Annotated in this window: 15 protein-coding genes; 9 read left to right on the top strand and 6 right to left on the bottom strand. The window is 60.4% G+C overall.

Going from position 1 to position 13,503, the window contains the following annotated elements; translation table 11 throughout:
- Nucleotides 1-218 precede the first annotated feature (218 nt).
- The 3 genes from P9255_RS23150 to hemN all read right to left on the bottom strand — a co-directional run bounded on the left by P9255_RS23150 (nucleotide 219) and on the right by hemN (nucleotide 3,842).
- A complete protein-coding gene (locus P9255_RS23150) occupies nucleotides 219-740 on the bottom strand; it encodes a disulfide bond formation protein B (protein ID WP_309765319.1) in 522 nt (173 codons plus the stop codon).
- Between the two features lie 129 nt (nucleotides 741-869).
- Nucleotides 870-2,249: an amidase gene (locus P9255_RS23155; RefSeq protein WP_309763030.1), complete on the bottom strand. Its 1,380-nt coding sequence runs from the start codon at nucleotides 2,247-2,249 to the stop codon at nucleotides 870-872.
- A 210-nt stretch (nucleotides 2,250-2,459) separates the two neighbouring features.
- Nucleotides 2,460-3,842, bottom strand: coding sequence for an oxygen-independent coproporphyrinogen III oxidase (hemN, locus tag P9255_RS23160; protein WP_309763029.1), 1,383 nt, complete (start codon nucleotides 3,840-3,842; stop codon nucleotides 2,460-2,462).
- A gap of 120 nt (nucleotides 3,843-3,962) precedes the next feature.
- On the opposite strand from hemN, the gene P9255_RS23165 reads away from it, so the two are divergent.
- The 3 genes from P9255_RS23165 to P9255_RS23175 all read left to right on the top strand — a co-directional run bounded on the left by P9255_RS23165 (nucleotide 3,963) and on the right by P9255_RS23175 (nucleotide 5,778).
- A complete protein-coding gene (locus P9255_RS23165) occupies nucleotides 3,963-4,244 on the top strand; it encodes a YkgJ family cysteine cluster protein (RefSeq protein ID WP_309765318.1) in 282 nt (93 codons plus the stop codon).
- Between the two features lie 49 nt (nucleotides 4,245-4,293).
- Nucleotides 4,294-4,881, top strand: coding sequence for a DUF1439 domain-containing protein (locus tag P9255_RS23170; protein ID WP_309763028.1), 588 nt, complete (start codon nucleotides 4,294-4,296; stop codon nucleotides 4,879-4,881).
- Nucleotides 4,882-4,944: 63 nt separating this feature from the next.
- A complete protein-coding gene (locus tag P9255_RS23175) occupies nucleotides 4,945-5,778 on the top strand; it encodes an undecaprenyl-diphosphate phosphatase (RefSeq protein ID WP_309763027.1) in 834 nt (277 codons plus the stop codon).
- A 67-nt stretch (nucleotides 5,779-5,845) separates the two neighbouring features.
- Here the strand turns inward: P9255_RS23175 and trmB are convergent, their stop codons facing one another.
- Together trmB and P9255_RS23185 are read right to left on the bottom strand one after the other, a co-directional pair.
- On the bottom strand, nucleotides 5,846-6,580 hold the full coding sequence (trmB, locus tag P9255_RS23180; protein WP_309763026.1) for a tRNA (guanosine(46)-N7)-methyltransferase TrmB: 735 nt from the start codon (nucleotides 6,578-6,580) through the stop codon (nucleotides 5,846-5,848).
- Nucleotides 6,581-6,812: 232 nt separating this feature from the next.
- Entirely contained in the window at nucleotides 6,813-7,292 is a 480-nt protein-coding gene (locus tag P9255_RS23185; RefSeq protein ID WP_309790476.1) for a hypothetical protein, read from the bottom strand.
- A gap of 317 nt (nucleotides 7,293-7,609) precedes the next feature.
- Between P9255_RS23185 and P9255_RS23190 the strand changes: the two genes are divergently transcribed.
- Nucleotides 7,610-9,064, top strand: coding sequence for a P-loop ATPase, Sll1717 family (locus P9255_RS23190; protein WP_309790477.1), 1,455 nt, complete (start codon nucleotides 7,610-7,612; stop codon nucleotides 9,062-9,064).
- 46 nt (nucleotides 9,065-9,110) lie between these two features.
- On the opposite strand, the gene P9255_RS23195 is transcribed toward P9255_RS23190, so the two are convergent.
- Nucleotides 9,111-9,788, bottom strand: coding sequence for a recombinase family protein (locus P9255_RS23195; protein ID WP_309790478.1), 678 nt, complete (start codon nucleotides 9,786-9,788; stop codon nucleotides 9,111-9,113).
- A 150-nt stretch (nucleotides 9,789-9,938) separates the two neighbouring features.
- Here P9255_RS23195 and P9255_RS23200 point away from each other — a divergent pair, with 150 nt between their 5' ends.
- The 5 genes from P9255_RS23200 to P9255_RS23220 all read left to right on the top strand — a co-directional run bounded on the left by P9255_RS23200 (nucleotide 9,939) and on the right by P9255_RS23220 (nucleotide 13,251).
- Nucleotides 9,939-10,418, top strand: a complete 480-nt coding sequence (locus P9255_RS23200) for a hypothetical protein (protein ID WP_309790479.1) — start codon at nucleotides 9,939-9,941, stop codon at nucleotides 10,416-10,418.
- Nucleotides 10,415-10,804 (top strand): hypothetical protein, encoded by a 390-nt coding sequence (locus tag P9255_RS23205; protein ID WP_309790480.1) that lies wholly within the window; start codon nucleotides 10,415-10,417, stop codon nucleotides 10,802-10,804. Before P9255_RS23200 ends, P9255_RS23205 begins: the two co-directional genes overlap by 4 nt.
- Before the next feature lie 203 nt (nucleotides 10,805-11,007).
- Entirely contained in the window at nucleotides 11,008-11,727 is a 720-nt protein-coding gene (locus P9255_RS23210) for a hypothetical protein (RefSeq protein ID WP_309790481.1), read from the top strand.
- 328 nt (nucleotides 11,728-12,055) lie between these two features.
- Complete coding sequence (locus P9255_RS23215) at nucleotides 12,056-12,658, top strand: hypothetical protein (RefSeq protein ID WP_309790482.1); 603 nt, start codon at nucleotides 12,056-12,058, stop codon at nucleotides 12,656-12,658.
- 113 nt (nucleotides 12,659-12,771) lie between these two features.
- Entirely contained in the window at nucleotides 12,772-13,251 is a 480-nt protein-coding gene (locus tag P9255_RS23220) for a hypothetical protein (RefSeq protein ID WP_309790484.1), read from the top strand.
- The last annotated feature ends 252 nt before the right edge of the window (nucleotides 13,252-13,503 follow it).

Genomic DNA, 13,503 nt, shown 5'->3' on the forward strand with positions numbered 1-13,503 from the left:
CGCGCGTTACGCGGTTTCCGTCGCCGGCGAAAGCTCGGCCAAACGAACTGCGCGCACGTAGATCGCCATCCAGCCTCGACCATAGCACCGCAATATCCCAAAAATATTTTCGGGACGGTATCTAGGTTATGCGGAAGCGCTGATGCGGGGAAGCGAAATGCGAGGCGGGGAGCTGGCGACGCGCGCGGGCGACGAATCCCCCGCGCGGTATAGGCGGATCAGCGCGCGGCGGCGGCGCGCAGTTTGCGCTTGGAAAACAGGCTCGCGAGCACGAGCACGAAGATGATGACGAACGCCACGAGCGACCATTGCGGCAGGCTCAGGCCGAGAATCGGCGGATACGGCGTTTCGCACAGCCCCGCGACCTTGAACACTTGCGGCAGCCAGCGCGCGGGCGGCAGGGCGTCGACGACGGGCTGCAGCGCATCGAAGCCGCAGCTGAAGCCCGGATGCGCCTGGATGTAGACATGCCGGACGGCCGTCACGATGCCGCCGAGCGCGGATATCGCCACCAGCGTTTCGAGCACGGCAATGCCGCGCCAGCCGTTGAGGCCCGCGCCGAGAAACGCGAACACGGCGACGAGCAGGAAGAAATAGCGCTGGATGATGCACAGCGGGCAGGGGTCCTCACCGTGGAAGAACTGCAGGTACAGCGCACCGCCGACGAGCCCGAGGCACACGAAGCCGAGCAGCGAAAGAAGCCGGCGCTCGCGTCGCAGCACGCGGTCATCCTCGTGCATCGTGAAGTGATGTAGATGGTTGTTCATTATTGCGCAACGATTCGAGAAAGAAGTACCCCATTCCCCGGGGATTCGCGCAGGAATTCTAACGCGACGCCCCGAGGGCGCGAGCGAGACGCGACAGCGCGGTCAGCGCGTCGTTTCCAGTACGGCCTCGACCGCGCGTCCGATCGACAGCAGCGTGTCGTCGCTGTTCGGCGCGCCCGCGAGCATGAGGCCGACCGGCGCGCCGCCACGCGGATGGCACGGCAGCGACAACGCGCACGCATCGAGAAAATTGAAGGTGGTCGGATTGCGCAGAATGAGCGCGTTGGTCCGATTGAAAAGCTCGTCTTCACCCTCCAGATCCGCGATGCGCGGCGGCAGAACCGGCACGGTCGGGCAGAGAATCGCGTCGAAACGCTGCCAGAGCGTGGTGCGCGCGGCCTCGATCATCGCGGCGCGGGCCTCGCAGAGCTCGATGTAATCGGCGGCGCTCGCCGTCTCGGCGCGCATCAGACGGGCGAGCACGCGCGGGTCGTAGTCGGCGGAATGCCCGGCGATCAGCTTGCGATGCCACGCATACGCTTCGATCGACACGAGCCCGAAACGGTTCAGTTCGGGCAGGCGGTCGAGCGGGGCGAAGCGCACGTCATCGACGAGCGCGCCTGCCGCCGCCAGATGATTGACGGCGGCCTGCACCGCCTGAGCGACCGGCGCTTCGATGCCCTCCGTCACGTAGTTGGTGAGCACGCCGAGGCGCACGCCGTCGAGCGGGCGCGTGGCGGGCACATCCGGCTCGCGGCCCGCGAGAATGCGGTCGACGAGCGCGCAGCACGCGACCGATACGCCGATCGGCCCGAACGAATCGAGCGTCTTCGACAACGGAATGCCGCCCTGCTTCGGGATGCGGCTCGCCGTCGGCTTAAAGCCGGTCAGGCCGCACAGCGCGGCGGGAATGCGGATGGAGCCGCCGGTATCGGTGCCGAGCGCGACGGCCGCCATGCCGTCGGCCACCGAGGCCGCCGCACCCGCCGACGATCCGCCCGCGATGCGCGCATCGCCCGGCACGTCGGCCCGATACGGCGAGCGCGGCGTGCCGTAGTGCGGATTGAGCCCGAGTCCCGAGAACGCGAATTCACTCATGTTGGTGCGCCCGACGATCACCGCGCCGGCGCGCCGCAGCCGCGCGACGGTGACGGCATCGGCTTTCGCGGGCGCGGCGTTCGCGAGCACGCGGGACCCGGCGCGCGTCACCTGGCCTTCGATATCGAACAGGTCCTTCACCGACACCGGAATGCCCGCGAGCGGCGACAGCACCGTGCCGGCGCGGCGCAGCGCATCGTGGGCGTCGGCGGCGGAGCGGGCGTGGTCGGCATCGACGTGCGTGAAGACGGTCGAGCCCTGACCGTTCGGATCGGCGATACGTTCGAGCGCCGTTTCGATCAGCGCGCGGCTGGTCGTGCGGCCGCATCTCAGGTCGGCGGCGAGGAGGGCGAGCGGGGCGAACTGCGGCGATGTGGTTGGCATGGCGTCGGGCAGTAGCATGCCGGCGGCAGGCTTCGCTTCACGCATGCCGGACGGCGTCCGATGCGGCGCTTTCGGCGCGCATCGGCGGTGTAAGGGCGGGCGCGATCATCAGCCGGGGCTGCGACCGGGCGCCGAAGGTGGCTGTCATTCTAAGCCAGCGAAGTAAGAAATACTCGTGCGACGGCGTAGTGGCGTCGCAGCCTGCCGGACTCAGATGGTGCGCGAGAAGCGTTGAAGGCTCGCTTGTCCCAGATAGCGGTCGAACACCGATGCGACGTTGCGCACGAGCATCCGTCCCGCGGGGAGCACGCGAATCGCGTCGCCGGTGATGTCGATGAGACCGTCGCCGGCCATCGGCGCGAGGCGCGCGAGTTCGTCGGCGAATGTTTCCGCGAACGCGATGCCGTGGGCCGCCTCGATCTCCGGGAAACGCAGCGTGCCGCCGCACATCAGCCGCATGATGACGTCGCGGCGCAGGAGGTCGTCGGCGGAAAGCCGGACGCCGCGCCGGATGGCGAACTGGCCGGCGTCGATGGCGGCGGCGTAGTCGGGCAACTCGCGGGCGTTCTGCGCATAGACGTGGCCGACCTTGCCGATCGACGATGCCCCGATGCCGATCAGATCGCAGTCCGCGTGCGTGCTGTAGCCCTGAAAGTTGCGCTGAAGCGTGCCGGCTTCGTACGCGCGCGCGAGTTCGTCGCCGGGCAGCGCGAAGTGATCCATGCCGATGTAGACGTAGCCCGCATCGCTCATGCGCTCGATCACGCGCTTCAGAATCGCGAGCCGCATGGCGGGGGAGGGCAGGGCGGCTTCGTCGATCTGACGCTGCATCTTGAAGAGCGACGGCATGTGCGCGTAGCCGAACACCGACACGCGATCCGGCGCGAGCGCGATGATGGCATCGAGCGTGCGGGTGAAGCTCTCGACGCTCTGATGCGGCAAGCCGTAGATGAGATCGGCGCTCACCGACCGGAAGCCGTGCTCGCGCGCCGCGCGCATCACGTCTTCGGTCATCGCGCGGGGCTGGATGCGGTTGACGGCCTGCTGCACGCGTTCATCGAAATCCTGGACGCCGAGGCTCAGCCGATTGAAGCCGAGCGCCCGCAGCAGCCCGATGGTTTCCGGCGACGCCTCGCGGGGATCGACTTCGATCGAATACTCGGCGCGCTCGTCCTCGACCAGATTGAAATGCGCGGCGGTGGCGGCCATCAGTTCGGCCATTTCGTCGTGCGACAGGAAGGTGGGCGTGCCGCCGCCCCAGTGAAGCTGCGTGACCGGACGGGCGGTATCGAAGCAGGCGGCCTGCATCGCCAGTTCGCGCTTCATGCGATCCAGATACGGGCGAGCGTGCGCGCGGTTCTTCGTCGCGACCTTGTTGCATCCGCAGTAGAAGCAGACGGTGTCGCAAAACGGTATGTGGAAGTACAGCGACAAGTCCGCCGATGCGCCGCCGCGTGCGGCTGCGTCGAAGTAATGCGCGGGGTCGAAGGAATCCGTGAACTGGACGGCGGTAGGGTAGGACGTGTAGCGCGGGCCGTGCGCGTCGTAGCGGGCGAGCAGGTCCGGGCGGAAGAGAGTGTCGACGAGTGTCATGGCAAGCCTGTGCGTTGCGCCGAGTTTAGCGAGCGCAGAGGAACCGGCGTTGCGTGATAACGTCGCAGCCGGCGCGGGCATGGGACAATGCGGCTTTCGCCGTTCGTCTGCCACTTCGCCATGCCTCCCGAGCCTTCCTCACCTCATGCCTGCCGCGAAGGATGCGGCGCGTGCTGCATCGCGCCTTCCATCACGAGCGCGATTCCCGGCATGCCCCACGGCAAGCGCGCGGGGGAGCCGTGCGTCCAGCTCGACGACGATCTGCGCTGCAGGATCTTCGGCGATCCGCGCCGGCCCGCTTGCTGCGGCGGGCTGCAGCCCTCGGCCGAGATGTGCGGCGACACGCGCGAGTACGCGATCGCATGGCTCGGCAGGCTCGAGATCGAGACGCAACCGCAGTGAAGTTCGCCTGTCAAAGCACCGTTCCAACATCGAATCGAGGAAACCCCGCATGACTCATCCCGTCGCGCCGCGTCGGCGCCGGATCATGCTGGCCGGGCTTGCCGCCTTGCCGGTGTGCGCGTTCGCATCGGCGGCGCGGGCTGCATCCATCTTTCCGTTTATTCCGGATCACTACACGTTTTCACAAAAGCAGGTGCAGGAAGCGGTCGCGCGCAAGTTTCCGCTCGAGCGCACCGCGCGGCAAATCTTCGACGTCGTACTGAGCAATCCCGTCGTCGGCATGGCGGCGGATCGCAATCGCGTGACGGTGCGCGTGGATGCGCGGCTTTCCACGCCCTTCATGCCGAATCCGGTGAACGGCGCGTTCACGGTATCGACGCAACTCGCCTACGATGCCCCGAGCCGCTCGGTCATCCTGATGTCGCCGACAGTTGACGATTCGCAGCTGACCGGCGACGCCGCGCAGTACAACCAACAAATTGCGGCCGCCGGCGCGCTGCTCGCCGCGCAGTTGCTCGACCGCTATCCGATCTACACGTTCAAGCCCGAAGAATTGCAGTTTGCCGGTGTTTCTTACGAACCCGGTACAATCACAGTCCTTTCAAACGGCATACGCGTTCAGATTGTCGAGAAGTAAGCCGAAATCTTTGCGCGCAATGCTCCACGCCAACAGCGAAAACAGCTAACAAAGGGCTGACGGATGGACTGGATTCTCATGTTGAAGGCGCTCGTTCTGGGCGTTGTCGAAGGCCTCACCGAATTTCTGCCAGTCTCGAGCACGGGGCACCTGATCGTCGCGGGCAGTCTTCTGAATTTCACCGACGCCCAGGCGAAAACGTTCGATGTCGTCATCCAGTTCGGCGCGATTCTCGCGATCTGCTGGGAATATCGCGCGAAGATCGGCTCCATCGTGGGCGGATTGCCGACGCGCCCTGACGCGCGGCGCTTCGCGGTGAACGTCATCATCGCGACGATTCCGGCCATCGTGCTCGGGCTGCTCTTCGAAAAGAAGATCAAGGCGGTGTTGTTCTCGCCGGTGCCGGTGTCGGTGGCGCTGATCATCGGCGGCATCGTCATCTTGTGGGCGGAAGCGCGTCAGCGGGATCGCGGCGTGCCGCCGCGCGTGCATTCCGTCGACGACCTCACCTATGCCGACGCCTTCAAGGTCGGCCTCGCGCAATGCTTCGCGCTGATTCCGGGCACGTCGCGTTCCGGCGCGACGATTATCGGCGGGATGCTGTTCGGCCTCGACCGGCGCGCGGCAACGGAGTTTTCGTTTTTCCTCGCGATACCGATCATCTTCGGCGCGACGCTCTATGAGATGGCGAAATACTGGCGCGCGCTGTCCGTCAACGATCTCGGCTTGTTCGCGATCGGGCTCGTGTCCGCGTTCGTGAGCGCGTTCGTCTGCGTGCGCTGGCTGCTGCGCTACGTCGCGTCGCACGACTTTACGGCGTTCGCGTGGTATCGGATCGGTTTCGGGCTGCTCATTCTGATCGTCGGCTATAGCGGCGGGTTGAGCTGGGCGGACTGATTCGCCGCACTTCCACGCATGCGAAAACGCCACGGCTTGCCGTGGCGTTTTCGTTTGTGCGGAGCGCTTATTTGCGCCGGAACACCAGGTCCCATACGCCGTGTCCGAGCCGCAAGCCGCGGCGTTCGAATTTCGTCACCGGGCGATAATCGGGGCGCGGCGCATAACCGTCGGCGGTATTTTCGAGCGCCGGTTCTGCCGACAGCACTTCCAGCATCTGCTCGGCGTAGTTCTGCCAGTCGGTCGCGAGATGCAGATAGCCGCCCCGCTTCACCCGCGACACGAGTTGCGAAACGAACTTCGGCTGAATCAGGCGACGCTTGTGGTGACGCGCCTTGTGCCACGGATCGGGAAAATAGATGTGCACGCCGTCGAGGCTCGCGGGCGCGATCATGTGTTCGAGCACTTCGACGGCGTCGTGCTGAAGGATGCGGATATTGCCGAGCTGCTGCTCGCCGATGAGCTTCAGCAACGCGCCGACGCCCGGCTCATGCACTTCCACGCCGATGAAATCGTCGCCGGGACGCGCCACGGCGATTTCCGCCGTCGTCGCGCCCATGCCGAAGCCGATTTCGAGCACGCGCGGCGCCTTCCGGCCGAAAACGGCGTCCCAGTCGGCGAGTTCGGGCGTATATGGCACGACGAAGCGTGGACCGAGTTCGTCGATCGCACGCTGCTGCCCTGGCGAGACGCGGCCTGCACGCGTCACGAAGCTGCGGATGCGGCGATGATGCAGCGTCGATGCATGGCTGTCTGCCGGTTCACCGGCGGCGTTGACGTCGTCCTCAGGATCGTGATTCATGGCGAGAATAGGCAAGATGCGGGGAAGCGCTGCGCGGAAAGCGGGAACTAAAAAGCCGCCTCGATGAAGGAAGGCGGCTTTCGCTGTGATGCTGGAGCGGGCGATGGGAATCGAACGCCCGCACAGTATAAACCGCAAGTGCTTGATTGAGTTGAAAGAGCGAGCGGGCAAAACCCGCCCATGTGGCATGCTTTTGTGGGAGCGGATTGTATCAGAGCAAGTGTCCTCAGGCTCAGATCCCGCTAATCAAGAGTCTGAAAGTTTGCCGGGCGTCGTTGGGCGGGTAAGCAATCTTGCAGTTGCCGGGAGTGATCTCGATCACCCGGGCGCCCGTGTCGCCAATGACTTGCACTGTGATAGCTTCGTTGGGGAACGTGATAGGGAACACCACCGTGTCTGTCTCGCCTGGGCGCGATGTCACGGACACTCGCTGGACAAACGTCCCATTCGCATAAAGCGTGTAGTGCTCGTTCGTCGTGACGACTTGCTGGCACTTGATTTCGTCTTCCTCGGCATCTGTCAGGTTGCCAGCGAGCTTCTGCTTGCTTTGTTCGGCAAACGTCATTTCAGTTTCGCCGTGCTTCACGGAGGTCACTCGGTGCAGCAGTTCTTTCACATTGTTGCGGAACATCTGCACCAAAACGAGGACTAGCAGCGGCCAAGCCAAATGGTCCGTGATCGCCGATATGAAGTCGAGTTTCGTTTTGTCCATATCACGTTTCCCTTGCCCTATGAGACCTCGCTGAGGCCGCTTGCCGTTTGTTGTCGTCGGCATCATACCGGACAGCTCTGTCGGAGGCGTCGTTCATGAAGGGGATCGGAGATGCTTGGCGTTAGCTCTTTGCGCATTTGTGTGCAAACAGAGCGTCGCATCAAGGCGGGAGCGCGCGGCTAGTCGCTGATAATGTCTATCGCGAATGCATTGCAACTGGCATGATCCGTTCATAGGCACGACTATAACCAGGGCGGCGAACACTTCCTTCTTTATAGCGAGTGTCTCCGCAGGCGTGAATTCTAAAAGGAGAAAGTGTGGTTACGATCAATCTATCGGACGAGTCGTTATTCGGCAACGAGGCATCGGAAGACGAGCCGGAAGATGTGTTTCACAGCTATGCGGTGGAGCGTCCAGAGGTCGCAGCTTTCTTGGACGAGAAAAAGCAGATCTCAATCGTCCGTGCCTACAAAGGCGAAGGAAAATCCGGAATATTGAGGCTTATTGCTGAGCGCTTGCAGAAGCGAACGTCTTCTATTCCACTGGTTATCAATACAACGGCATCTTCCGTGTCGCCCGAACTCGAAACGACGGATTCGGACCGATGGGTAAGAGGCTGGAAAACGAATTTACTTCGATTGGCAGCCAATGAAATTGGAGCGGCTATTGCTTTCGCCTTCAAAGATGACGCGATCACGCTCGTCGAGCAAGCGGAGAACAATGGCTTTAAGCAGCGCTCCTTCGTGTCTTCAATAATCGATCGACTTAAATCGTCGGCAGTCCCGATCGAGCGGACCAAGCCTGTAATGACAAATCCAGAAGCGCTGCTTAAGAGGTGGAGTGAAAAGGGGAGCGACGTATGGTTTATCATTGACGATTTGGACCAGAACTTCGAAAACGAAAAGATCAATAAGGTCAAAATTGCCAGTTTTTTTGTGGCAATTCGCCAAATTTCGAATCTGATTCCAGAATTTAGGTTTCGATTGGCGATTCGTCCGAACGTTTGGACGACAATTAAGCGCGATTTTGAAGCTTTGTCTCACGTCGAGCAGTATATTACCGACTTGAATTGGTCCCTGGATGATTTCTACGACCTGCTTGCAAAGCGCGTTGAAGGATACTTCAAGCGCTACGGTCTGTGGGAACAGGTTGACAAAGGGCTCAGCCGAAATCGGGCGCAACGGAACCGCGAGTTGATTGGGATGGTCTTCGATGATCCGATGCCGTGGGGGCGCGATTCGAGCAGGCCACCCACAACAATCCTCTATACGCTTTCGCGTCATCGGCCGCGCTGGGTGATCGAGTTGAGCAAAATCTCTGCTAAATCAGCAAAGGTCGCTCGACGTTCGAAAATCAATTTTGATGACATTGATGATCAGTTGGAAGAGTTTGGTCGAAAGCGCATTGATGATTCGATAGCCGAATTTCGATCGCAATGTCCTCAACTGGAGGATCTGCTGACTGCTTTCGTGGGGCAGCCGGAACGGTTCACTACCGACCAGTTGATTTCCACGATTAATAATCGAATCTTGCAAGCAGTTAGTCCTCAGATCGTGGGGGTATTGGGAAAGCCGTCACCGAGGGAGGTCGCGCGCTTTCTGTTTCAGATCGAGTTCTTGACCGCACGTAAGGAAAGGGCGGATGGCGGATATGATCACGTTTCGTTCCCAGAGAATCCCGCTTTGTTGGGTGCGAAGACTAATATTGATCAAGGGCACTCTTGGGAAATACATCCGGTATTTCGGCAAGTGCTCAAGCTTAAGAATGTCTAATGGGCGTGGAAATAATTGGGTTGACGAGCCAAGGGCTTTGCGACGCCTAATTCGTCTGTTTGCCTATTCGTTCTAGCAACCGGCACAATTGGCCTCTGTGCCACGTGCCGCCGTTAGGCGTTCGAATTCCGAGGGCGTTCAACTGCGCCACCATTTCACGTTGAGACAGATTCCGACTACGGAATCCCGTTATGACGCCCGCCAGCTTGTCTGCAAAGGCGTTGGCGGCGCGCTGGCGGACCTCAAGGTTTGGCTTGAGGTTTGTTGGTCCGGCCACGCCAAGACGCACCCCGCGCGCCTTAGCGGCGGCGAGCGCATCACGTGTGCGCTTGCTGATCTGATCTCGTTCCCACTCAGCCATCACGGCGTGCATCTGGATCATAACCTTGTTAGCGGCGGGCATGTCTGCGGCTACGAAGTCGCACCCGGTCTCAAGCAAGCCTGATACGAAGTGGACGTTACGCGCCAAGCGGTCGAGCTTGGCGATAATGAGCGTCGCACCACGGCGCTTGCACAGCTCTAGCGCGGTGCGAAGCTGCGGGCGCTTTTCGAGCGCGTTCGCACCCTTGCCGGTCTCTGTATCGGTGAACTCGCCCACCAACTCCCAATCGCCACCGTTCAGGTAGCGTGCGACGGCCTCCCGCTGGGCTTCGAGTCCTAATCCTGACTGACCCTGCCGCGCAGTGCTGACGCGGTAATATGCGACGAACTGACCTTGCGCCATCTCTTCCTCTTTTTTTGGCCTCACGACGAGACGAGCGTTTAATGTGAGGCCACTATCTCACACTGTAGGGATTCAGGTCAATATATATCCGTATTGACTAGTAAATGACTATTGTATACAGTAACACTTATCTCATTTCTTACCACCGATATGACCGAAGAACTTTTGAGCACTCAGGCGGCGGCAGAGCTGATCGCCGCTGAGATCGACGAATCAGGTGGCACTGCCTACTGGTCGCGTGTTCTCACCAACAATCGCCGAGAGGATCGCAACCCGCCGCACCGCGTTGCTTTCCAGAGATTGGGTGGCGGCGCGTTCTATCGGCCGGAGGATGTAGCCGCATTTGTCGAATTCGAGAAATCGCGCCGTCTCGGCGTCCTCAAGCTGTCTGGTCGGGCGGCAGAGGCCGTGCGCGCATTCGGCATCGGCGAGAAGGGTGGCAGCGCGACCGGGCGCAAGCTGAATGTTTCCGCTCTCACGCTTCAGCTCGATCAAGCAACCGGCGCGCACTTCGTGCAGCTCGTCACAAATGACCCGCTCATGGTCTATCGGTTGGAGCTGAGCGAGGCAAGGGCGCTGGCGAAGGAACTGGCAGACACTGCCCAAGCAGGACAGCGGGGCGCGCAATGACCGCCATCATCGTTCAAACGATCTCAGCAGGCGAAACGGCGCTTACGCTATATCGCTATCTTGGAACACTTCGCAACTGGACAAACTTTCTCGGCGACAATATTCGCGGAGAGCAAAGCATCGCCGGTTGCACGCTCATGCCGTGCGCACGACGCCATGACGGAAAGTCCTACCGTCCAGTCTACGCGGTGTCGGACGTAAAAGCGTTCATCGAGAACGTGCGAAAGGTGATACCAAGCGCCGGCAAAAAGACTATCAAAACGACCGCTGTATCGATTGATCCCGGCAGACATTGGCGCGTCAACAAGTTTGACCGCGACGGCGCACCTGTAGCACGGCTCTGGGCGGTCCGGCGCGCGCCGCTTGCCTCGATCGCGGGCAGCTAATCGTCGTGACAGGCCTTCGTGATTTCCGACGCAGCGCTTGCGTAGACTGGTTAGACGTGACGCTTCACACGGCACGTCAGACCCAGTTCCAACACGTCCAGTCCGCGTTCAATGCAGCGGGCGTCGGAAGGCTCCACGTCACCCCTGTAGATGCCGGTCCCGGCAGGGTAGCGAACACGTTTGTGGTGCGCTTTACCGACCGTATGGCGAACAACTACGCGGCACTTCGCAAGGCGATTACCGATGTTTCTGCCGAGTTTCCGCTTACCGAAGAGCCCGTCGTCCGCGCGATTGAAGTCGCCTGCGACTTCACGCACAGAGGGAGCAGGGCGGAGCGTGATTCGGCAACGGTCTCGATGGCGCATCGCCTGCAAACGAGCTTGCTGACCAATAGTGTCAAGCCCCGCCAGTTCGATCCATCCATTGGCAAGAATGGCAAGAATCGCTTTATGGACGCGCCCGGACTGCGACTAAACCCCGAGCTAAACTTTCGCGTGGGGAACAAATGGGACGACGTGGCGTGGCAGGTCTATTGGAAGACTACGGATAAAACGATGGCCTTACCGCCGGCAGAGTGGCGAGCGCGAGTGGAAGTCACCCTGCAAGGGGTTGCGCTAGAGTCCGTCGGCCTAGCAATGCTGTCCGATCTCGACGGATACAAGTTCGCGCGACTTGCGCGGTTCTTCCGATTTCGGACGCCCATCGACCCAGACATCCAAGCCAACGGAAATCGCTACAAATTGGTCGCGATTAAGGCCAACAGGCGCTTGAATGACGCAACGCCGGAGCGCGGCTTGCACAGCTTCGAGTCATTGGGGCGGCGCGACAAGTGGCGGAAACTGCGCAGCGAGAGTAGCCATCTGCAAGCCGACAACGAGCTTCAACGCGCGGTCAAGGATGCCTTGCGCCACCTGAAGCTGTAAGTGGCTTGCGCAAAAAAAGGGGCGAAGATTCGTAGGCCTGCACGGGTGAAAGCCTTGCCGGGCCGGGATTGTGCCACGACAGTCCTAATAACTGTATATACGGGACCCTTCGCTTTTACTTGACATAGCCACTAAGGATTGATGCCTCCGTTACCGCAGTATCTTCAATCCCTTGCTTTTCACTCAAGTAAGCCGGGCACGTGTTTCGGCCTTGATAGCATCGGCGCTGCGTCGCTGCACCGCGATCGTTCAATCGGAAGGTGCAGTCGCTGGCTCTAGGCAGGCCAACTCGACGCCATAATTCATAACGCTATGGGGATGCAAAAAAATGATAAAGAAAGCGGTCGTTTCCGCTGTCTGTGTGTTTTTGGCCGGGTGCGCCGTCGCTCCTTTCGACGTTTCCCAATCCGAGAATCTTGTAAAAACAGCGGTTGTGACACAGAAAAAGCCATCCGTCGCCGCCGTAGAGGTTATCAACGCGGCGCCACTGCCGCCCAAACCAAGCGTTTCGGTATTCGATGCGATGTCTTTTCCGGTTACCAACGACACGAGAGACACCGTTACGGCGGACCTCAAGAAATATTTCAGCGACTCGACGGTTATAGACCCGTCATCGAATGAAAAACTAGTTGTCCGACTGGAAAAAGCGGAATCCTACTGGGTCATGGGCGCCGGTCAACGCGTCCCGTTCTTCGGGATACTCGCCGTCGGTGCCGACGAGGAGTTCTATCTGCTTCTTAAGGCAACGTTAGAGGTAGAGGTAGAAGGGAAGGTTGTTCGAAGCTACACAATCGACAAGAAGATTTCGCTCCCTGATGGAAAAAACGCTACGGCAGCGGCGATCCACGAATCATATCAACGGCTCATTGCTCTTTATAGGACGAGCTTCTATTCCGAGCTTGATAGCACGTTCACAACCCGTTACCTATGATGCGAGGTCGCATTGGACGGTATGGAAGCCAATGCGGCGCGGCGCGAAGGCGCGCGCGCTTGATTTGATACATAACTACAGCGTAACTAGACCACTCAATTTGCGGGGGATATATGAATCTCAAAACTCGCGCCATCGTCGCAGCGGGATTCGTTGCGTTCGCGACGGCAGGCTTCTCGGCCGAGAGCGAGCCCAGTTTCGTGCAGCAGGGAAAGGAAGCGATCCAAGCGTGCGAAAGCGAATATCAGGGCTACTTGGCGATTCGGCAGGTCTCCCGGCTAGCGGACGACGCCCGGCGTGACGCGGACGACGCAATGACTCGCGCGGGCGGACCAGTCGGGACAAACAAGGCTTCGTCGGAGGGAGACGTTCAGCTCTATCACAAGCAATGCGTAGCGGAAAAGAAAAGGATCTTGCTTCCGGAAGCCAAACGCTTCATCAATGGCTTCAAGCGACCCGTCATGCAGTCAAAAGCAAAGAAGCTTGTTGCCCAATGGATGACGACTATGGACGCAATCGGTTCGTCCGTCGCCGATCAAGAAGCGGCAAAGTTTGACACCCTCGCGAATGAACTTCAGCTTGAGACGATGTGAAATCGGGTATTCGCTTACTTCTGTGGCGAAGAACCGAAACGATACGATGCGTGATAGGTCCACTTGGGCGCACGCGTGAAAAGCAAACCCTTAGGAAATACGGACCTGCCCGATGGCGGTCCGTTCATCAACTGGGACGGAAAACTGCGAAACCTTATAGATCGGAAACCTTCTAAAAGCGTAGCCCGAAGGGCCATGTTCGCTACGTCGATCGCTACTCATATGAAGCTAACAACCAATGAGGACGCCCGG

Origin of the sequence: Caballeronia sp. LZ019, assembly GCF_031450825.1 — a bacterium.
In the GTDB taxonomy this organism is placed as follows: domain Bacteria; phylum Pseudomonadota; class Gammaproteobacteria; order Burkholderiales; family Burkholderiaceae; genus Caballeronia.

Excerpts from the sequence above, each read along its gene's own strand:
- P9255_RS23170 (WP_309763028.1), top strand. The coding sequence starts at position 4,294 with ATGACTCATCCCGTCGCGCCGCGTCGGCGCCGGATCATGCTGGCCGGG.
- P9255_RS23155 (WP_309763030.1), bottom strand. The coding sequence starts at position 2,249 with ATGCCAACCACATCGCCGCAGTTCGCCCCGCTCGCCCTCCTCGCCGCC.
- P9255_RS23205 (WP_309790480.1), top strand. The coding sequence starts at position 10,415 with ATGACCGCCATCATCGTTCAAACGATCTCAGCAGGCGAAACGGCGCTT.
- P9255_RS23200 (WP_309790479.1), top strand. The coding sequence starts at position 9,939 with ATGACCGAAGAACTTTTGAGCACTCAGGCGGCGGCAGAGCTGATCGCC.
- P9255_RS23215 (WP_309790482.1), top strand. The coding sequence starts at position 12,056 with ATGATAAAGAAAGCGGTCGTTTCCGCTGTCTGTGTGTTTTTGGCCGGG.
- P9255_RS23150 (WP_309765319.1), bottom strand. The coding sequence starts at position 740 with ATGCACGAGGATGACCGCGTGCTGCGACGCGAGCGCCGGCTTCTTTCG.
- P9255_RS23185 (WP_309790476.1), bottom strand. The coding sequence starts at position 7,292 with ATGGACAAAACGAAACTCGACTTCATATCGGCGATCACGGACCATTTG.
- P9255_RS23165 (WP_309765318.1), top strand. The coding sequence starts at position 3,963 with ATGCCTCCCGAGCCTTCCTCACCTCATGCCTGCCGCGAAGGATGCGGC.
- P9255_RS23175 (WP_309763027.1), top strand. The coding sequence starts at position 4,945 with ATGGACTGGATTCTCATGTTGAAGGCGCTCGTTCTGGGCGTTGTCGAA.
- trmB (WP_309763026.1), bottom strand. The coding sequence starts at position 6,580 with ATGAATCACGATCCTGAGGACGACGTCAACGCCGCCGGTGAACCGGCA.
- P9255_RS23210 (WP_309790481.1), top strand. The coding sequence starts at position 11,008 with ATGGCGAACAACTACGCGGCACTTCGCAAGGCGATTACCGATGTTTCT.
- P9255_RS23220 (WP_309790484.1), top strand. The coding sequence starts at position 12,772 with ATGAATCTCAAAACTCGCGCCATCGTCGCAGCGGGATTCGTTGCGTTC.
- P9255_RS23195 (WP_309790478.1), bottom strand. The coding sequence starts at position 9,788 with ATGGCGCAAGGTCAGTTCGTCGCATATTACCGCGTCAGCACTGCGCGG.
- hemN (WP_309763029.1), bottom strand. The coding sequence starts at position 3,842 with ATGACACTCGTCGACACTCTCTTCCGCCCGGACCTGCTCGCCCGCTAC.